Source organism: Paenibacillus plantiphilus (assembly GCF_927798095.1).
Lineage (GTDB): Bacteria > Bacillota > Bacilli > Paenibacillales > Paenibacillaceae > Paenibacillus_Z > Paenibacillus_Z plantiphilus.
In genome coordinates, this window is the sequence record NZ_CAKMMF010000046.1 from 20107 (window position 1) to 27325 (window position 7219).

The following is a 7219-nucleotide window of genomic DNA, read 5'->3' on the forward strand; positions in this document are numbered from 1 at the left end:
GTTCTTGCCAATAGCAACCTGAGAGGAGTAGTGAAATCGAGCATGTCTTTGAATCAGCATACGTATGATGAGAATCAGATACAGGTTCTGGAAGGTTTGGAAGCGGTACGCAAACGCCCCGGAATGTATATAGGCTCTACAAGCAGCAAAGGGCTTCACCATCTCGTATGGGAAGTCGTTGATAATAGTATTGATGAGGCGCTCGCTGGGTATTGTGATCGAATCGAGGTCACAATTCATGAGGACAACAGCATTACTGTAACCGATAACGGGCGAGGAATTCCTGTCGGTATGCAAGCGAAGCTGAACCGTCCCGCACTAGAGGTCGTTATGACCGTTCTTCACGCTGGCGGCAAGTTCGGCGGCGAAGGCTATAAAGTATCAGGCGGTCTGCATGGTGTTGGTGTATCTGTTGTTAATGCATTGTCCGAGCAGGTCATTGTTACCGTTAAGCGTGAAGGCTATATTCACCAGCAGGAATACCGTCGCGGCGCGCCGCAATATGATTTGAAGATCATAGGCGAAACATCTGAGACCGGTACGATTGTTCGATTCAAGCCGGATGCCGAGATTTTCACCGAGACGACTGTATATGAGTATGAAATTCTGCAATCGCGTATTCGCGAGCTTGCATTTCTGAATAAAGGCATCGAGATTGTCCTGCTGGATGAGCGGACGGAAATGACGCATTCCTACAGATACGAGGGCGGTATTATTGAGTACGTTCAATATCTGAACCGTAATCGAGAGGTGCTGCACGAGCAGCCGATTTACGTGGAAGGGTCAAAGGATAATATCCAGGTAGAAGTGTCGCTTCAGTACAATGACAGCTACAGTGAGAACATCTATTCCTTCGCGAATAATATTAATACCCATGAAGGCGGAACCCATGAATCCGGCTTCAAGAGTGCGTTAACGCGTATAATTAACGATTATGCCCGCAAGTCGAACTCGCTTAAAGATAATGATACGAACTTCTCTGGCGATGATGTGCGCGAAGGCTTGACCGCTATCATATCGGTTAAGATCCCCGAGCCGCAATTCGAAGGCCAGACCAAGACGAAGCTTGGCAACAGCGAAGTCCGCGGTATCGTGGAATCGTTCTTTGCAGAGAAGTTTCAGGAGTTCCTGGAAGAGAATCCATCGGTCTCCAAGAAGATTGTGGAGAAGGGACTGCAGGCTGCGCGTGCTCGTGAAGCTGCACGGAAGGCGCGTGAGCTGACTCGTCGCAAGAGCGCTCTTGAAGTAAGCTCGCTTCCCGGCAAGCTCGCCGATTGCTCCTCCAAGGATGCATCGATCTCTGAAATCTATATCGTTGAAGGTGACTCCGCAGGCGGATCTGCAAAGCAAGGACGTGACCGTCACTTCCAGGCTATTCTGCCGCTGCGGGGCAAGATTCTCAACGTGGAGAGAGCGCGTCTCGACAGAATTTTATCCAATACCGAGATACGTGCGATTATAACAGCGCTTGGAACGGGAATCGGCGACGACTTCGATGTTGCGAAGGCTCGTTATCACAAAGTCATTATTATGACGGATGCTGACGTCGATGGTGCGCATATTCGCACCCTTCTGCTAACCTTCTTCTACCGTTACATGAGGAAGATCATTGAAGCCGGTTATATTTATATCGCTCAGCCGCCGCTCTTCAAGATTGAACGCAACAAAGTTGTTCGCTATGCTCAGAGTGAGAAGGAGCGCGACAGCATCATTGCAGAGTTCGGTGAAGGCGTCAAAGTGAATGTACAGCGGTACAAAGGTCTTGGCGAGATGAACGCATCGCAGCTATGGGAAACGACAATGGACCCTGAGAGCCGCACGATGCTGCAAGTATCGATCCAAGATGCGATGGAAGCCGACAATATATTCGATACCCTTATGGGTGAGAATGTTGAACCGCGCCGTGATTTCATTCAGAAGTTCGCGAAGTTTGTCAAAAATCTAGACGTATAGAGGCCAATACAATTTGTTGTCTTGCCCTATTGCATAAGAACAAGCCGTCCGAAGCTCGGGCGGCTTGTTCTATAAGCGGTTCCGCCATGAGAGTGATGATGGTTAGTGGCGCTTACGTTTGAACCTGCCGTACAACACGCAGTAGCGGTGAATTTTGCGAAATACGGATTTATCTCTAAGCTTGCGGAATATAAAAGGATCGGGGAGCGTGTTAACCTCCAGTATCCACGGTTTGAACGAACTATCTACCGCTACATCGATGCCGATTTCCTTCAGCCTGGGGTACTGGCTCTGCAGCTGCTTCGCTACAGATACCCCTAATTTTTTTAAACGGAAGTGATAGGCGGACAGTTGCGAGGCGGACAGCTTGCCGGACATTAATTGCTCCATCGACATTGGCGTGCCGCCGCTGTGATAGTTGGTGACAATTTTGGCTGGATGGCTGAGACGGCCGATGATGCCGGTGGATTCCCAATGGTTGTGATTATTCTTCTGAACCATAACCCGAATATCAAATCGGCGATTGGCATGTCTCAACAGTTGGATACCGCGCTGGATCAAATAAGATTGAGGCCTGATCGTTTGCTGGAGCTGGTGAGCCATTGCATCGAAGGAGTGAAACTCCCTTTTTCTAGTTCCCATCTGGAAGGAATAATATTCATTAGCTCGCTTCTCGACACGAATGACGCCACTGCCGAATGTGCCGGAATCAGGCTTAACATAAACCATTTTATACGCATCCAGCATGGCCTGCAGTGTGTTCTTGCTCCATCTCTTTGTTTCAGGGATATACTCTGTCAGCTCTGTTGATTTAAGCAGGCTATTCGTTTTCGCCCACTTGCTCCGCACACGTTGGATGGGCAATGAGGCTCCACCTTTCGAAATCGATAAATTCATCAAAGTAAAGCAGGCATGTAAGGAGACAGGCATGATAAACGATGGTATAATAGGGATTATGTCTATTTTTGAGTTGTTCTCCATCATTTGCTGAGGCGTATGCTGTACTTGATGATATAGCTTATGGCGATAGAGGCTAAGAGGAGAGGGCGCATACCTATGATTGAACAGAAATGCGATTGAAGAGGTTATGTAAGATTATGGACAGGGAACGTTTAAGTTTATAGAATTGCGTTCATACTGTGATGGTTGATTGCGCTGTGCTGCGCATGAGCTACCACTGCACTTCTGATTGCACAAAACAATGCGTATGCTTACGAAGCGTTTTGCTTACTGCAAAAACTTTAGGAGGTCAACAATGGCGGAAGAACAAAGTTCTCAAGTACAAGATCGCGATATTGGTGTTGAGATGCGGGATTCGTTTATGGATTATGCGATGAGCATTATCGTAAGCCGCGCTCTTCCCGATGTGAGGGACGGGTTAAAGCCGGTTCACCGTCGCATTTTGTATGCGATGTCGGAACTGGGCATGTCGCCTGATAAACCATATAAGAAATCTGCCAGAATCGTCGGCGAAGTGATCGGTAAGTATCATCCGCATGGTGATTCTGCCGTATATGAAACGATGGTGCGGATGGCGCAGGACTTCTCGCTTCGCTATATGCTGATCGATGGACATGGCAACTTCGGTTCTATTGATGGCGATATGGCTGCGGCCATGCGTTATACAGAAGCGCGATTGTCCAAGATCGCTATGGAAATGCTTCGTGATATTAATAAAGAAACGATTGATTTCGTACCTAACTACGATGGCGAAGAAAGCGAGCCTGTTGTGCTGCCGGCTCGTTTTCCTAACCTGCTGGTCAATGGATTGACCGGTATTGCTGTAGGGATGGCGACCAATATACCTCCACACAATTTGAGTGAAGTTATCGACGGGGTGCAAGCTCTAATCAGAAACCCTGATATAACTCCGCTGGAATTGATGGAGTATATTAAAGGACCTGACTTCCCTACAGCTGGCTTCTTGATGGGGCGGGAAGGCATTCGTCAAGCCTATACGACTGGTCGCGGCTCGGTTACGATGCGCGCTCGCGCAATAATCGAAGAGAATAACGGTAAAGCCCGTATCATTGTACACGAGCTCCCTTATCAGGTTGTTAAGGCGCGGCTCGTTGAGAAGATTGCAGAGCTCGTCCGCGAGAAGAAAATTGACGGCATTACAGATTTGAGAGATGAATCTGATCGCAACGGTATGCGTGTCGTTATCGAATTGCGCCGTGATGTAACTCCGAGCGTCGTGCTCAATAACCTGTACAAGCAAACCCAGATGCAGATGAATTTCGGCATTAACATGCTTGCACTCGTTAATCGTGAGCCGCGCGTGCTTAATCTGCGCGATGTGCTGTATTACTATTTGCAGCATCAGATCGAAGTTATTCGTCGTCGTACAGAATTTGACCTTAAGAAAGCGGAAGCGCGCGCGCATATTCTCGAAGGTCTGCGAATTGCGTTGGATCATCTCGACGAGGTTATTGCGCTTATTCGTGGATCACAGACTGCTGATATCGCTCGCGAGGGGCTTATGTCCCGTTTCCAGCTCAGCCATGATCAGGCGCAAGCGATTCTCGATATGCGTCTGCAGCGCTTAACCGGTCTCGAACGTGACAAGATTGAAGCCGAATATGAAGAGCTGCAGAAGAAAATAGCCGAGTACAAAGCAATCTTGGCTGATGAGGAGCTTGTATTGCAAATCATTAGCGAAGAGCTTAATGAAGTGAAAGAGAAGTTCGGCGATGAGCGCCGCACAGAGCTAATGGCTAGTGATGATGAGATTATGGATGAGGATCTAATTCCTCGTGAAGACGTCATTATCTCGATTACCCATACGGGCTATGTGAAGCGTCTGCCTGTTACCACTTATCGCAGTCAGAAGCGCGGCGGCAGAGGCGTAATGGGCATGGATACGAAGGACAATGATTTTGTCGAGCATCTATTTGTATCCAACACGCATCATTTCCTGCTCTTCTTCACTGATAAAGGCAAAGTATATCGCCTCAAGGCTTATGAGATTCCAGATCTTAGCCGGACAGCTCGCGGGACGCCAATCATTAATTTGATTCAAATCGAGCAAGGCGAGACCGTGAATGCGGTTATCCCAGTTGAATCATTCGAGCCTGATCGGTACTTGTTCTTTGCTACACGTGAAGGTGTCGTTAAGAAAACACCGCTTGATGATTACTCGAATATTCGCAAAATCGGGTTGATTGCCATCAATCTTCGTGAGGAAGACGATCTGGTCGGCGTTAAGCTTACCGATGGCAAGCAGGAAATCATTATGGGAACGAGCCAGGGCATGTCCATCAGGTTCCCAGAGCAGGATGTCAGGCCGATGGGTCGATCAGCGACAGGTGTAAGAGGCATTAATACCGACGATGGCGATTATGTCATTGCAATGGATGTTGTAGTGCCGGAGCATGAGGTGCTCATCGTAACGTCCAAAGGCTACGGCAAGCGTACGCCGATTAGTGAATATCGGATTCAGAACCGCGGCGGTAAAGGTATCAAGACGCTCAACGTAACAGAGAAGAATGGACCGATCGTAGCGTTGAAGGTTGTTCAGGATGACGAGGATCTGATGATAATGACGTCGTCGGGGACAATGATTCGTACAAGCATGGATGGCATCTCCACCATGGGACGCAATACACAAGGCGTGAAGCTGATTAATATACGAGACGACGATTCTGTTGCAACGGTTACTCGCGTAGCTCGCAGTGAAGAGCTGCCGGAGTACAGCGAGCAGGATGAAGAGGGTTCAGAGCTTTCAGGTGGTAACAATGAGAGCAATGAAACGTCTTCTGATGAGTAGCAGCAACGTAAATTAACATGTATGGAGCGGGGGAAGAACAGTGGCAACGGTGCCGGTGACACAAGTGAAGCTCGGGGACAAAATCATTCAAGATGTGCTTACTCCGCTTGGAAGTGTGTTGTTCTACAAAGGGAAAGTAATCACTCCGCGTGAACTTGAAATTCTTCAAGCTTTTCTTGTACCTACCGTTGTCATTGAATCTTTGATGGACAATCGGGTAGAAGAGGAAACGATTACTCCGGAGCAGGGAAAGGCAGCTGAGAAATCGCCATTTCTTGAGCAGTACGAGAGAACGGTTCAATTGTTGAAAAATGTGTTCTATCAATCGATCAGCATAACGAACATTCCGATTCTTGATATTCGCAAACAGCTTGAAGCTTTGCTGGAGCATATTGATGAATATAATATTTTGGCGTTCTCACCCGCACCAGTTAACAATGAGGACTATCTGTATCATAAAAGCGCCATGTCGGCCATGAGCTGCTATATGCTGGCACAATGGAATGGACTTCCGAGAAAAGACTGGATGCAGGCAGCTCTTGCCGGCTTGCTTCACGATATCGGCAATGCGAAGATTGACAAGAATATATTGAGCAAACCGACGAAGCTGACCAATGAAGAAGTAGAAGAGATGAAGAAGCATACTTATCTTGGCTACCAGATGCTCCTGAAGGTAACAGGTATAACAGAGGGCGTTAAGCTCTCTGCTCTTCAGCATCATGAACGCGTAGACGGCAGCGGATACCCGCTGGGGCTCAAGGCGGATAAGATCCATCCCTATTCCAAGTTTGTGGCCATCTCAGACATCTTCAATGCGATGACGATGAAACGGGCTTACAGACAGGCTGTATCCCCTTATCTGGTGCTTGAGCAGCTGCAGAAGGATTCTTTTGGCAAGCTTGAGCCGGCATATGTGGGGACCTTCATTGAGAAAGTAACACGGTTCCACAATGGAACCTTAGTAAGGTTGAGTGATGATAGAATTGGAGAAATTGTCTTCTCCGACCGCAATCACCCGACAAGACCATGGGTATCTGTAGATGGTACCATTATTAATCTGACGAACGAACGCAATCTATATATAGAAGAAATTATGGAACGAATAGAATAATGAAATTAATAATTGACTTATAATAATGAGCTGTGTTATATTATTTCTTGCCGCTTTTCGGCTGGATTGTATAGCACAGTTTTTATTTTAAAAGAAATTAAAAATAATGCTTGCAATCATATAGGCAAACGTGGTATATTAATCAAGTCGCCGCTGAGAGGTGACGACGAGATAAACAAGAATTTGTTCTTTGAAAACTGAACAATGAGCGACCTGTCAAACAGGTTTTAAAATGTAAGTCAGCGATGAGCTAACAAGCCATCCTTTGAAGCTTTTCTCTCTCGACTAGCGTCGAAAGCGAAAACTTCTTTTATGGAGAGTTTGATCCTGGCTCAGGACGAACGCTGGCGGCGTGCCTAATACATGCAAGTCGAGCGGACTTGAAG

4 protein-coding genes and 1 rRNA gene are annotated in these 7219 nt (G+C 47.3%); 4 read left to right on the forward strand and 1 reads right to left on the reverse strand.

What is annotated here, in order from left to right:
• Positions 1-42 precede the first annotated feature (42 nt).
• Positions 43-1953 (forward strand): DNA topoisomerase (ATP-hydrolyzing) subunit B, encoded by a 1911-nt coding sequence (gene gyrB, locus L6H65_RS25260; protein WP_236347122.1) that lies wholly within the window; start codon positions 43-45, stop codon positions 1951-1953.
• Positions 1954-2055: 102 nt separating this feature from the next.
• Here the strand turns inward: gyrB and L6H65_RS25265 are convergent, their stop codons facing one another.
• Positions 2056-2817, reverse strand: a complete 762-nt coding sequence (locus L6H65_RS25265) for a YheC/YheD family protein (RefSeq protein ID WP_236347125.1) — start codon at positions 2815-2817, stop codon at positions 2056-2058.
• 391 nt (positions 2818-3208) lie between these two features.
• Here L6H65_RS25265 and gyrA point away from each other — a divergent pair, with 391 nt between their 5' ends.
• From gyrA to L6H65_RS25280, 3 genes are all read left to right on the forward strand, one after another.
• Positions 3209-5722, forward strand: a complete 2514-nt coding sequence (gyrA, locus tag L6H65_RS25270) for a DNA gyrase subunit A (protein WP_236347128.1) — start codon at positions 3209-3211, stop codon at positions 5720-5722.
• Between the two features lie 40 nt (positions 5723-5762).
• The gene (locus tag L6H65_RS25275) at positions 5763-6833 is read left to right on the forward strand and encodes an HD-GYP domain-containing protein (protein ID WP_236347131.1); all 1071 of its coding nucleotides are present in this window, start codon (positions 5763-5765) and stop codon (positions 6831-6833) included.
• 309 nt (positions 6834-7142) lie between these two features.
• Positions 7143-7219, forward strand: a 16S ribosomal RNA gene (locus L6H65_RS25280); the annotation flags it as partial.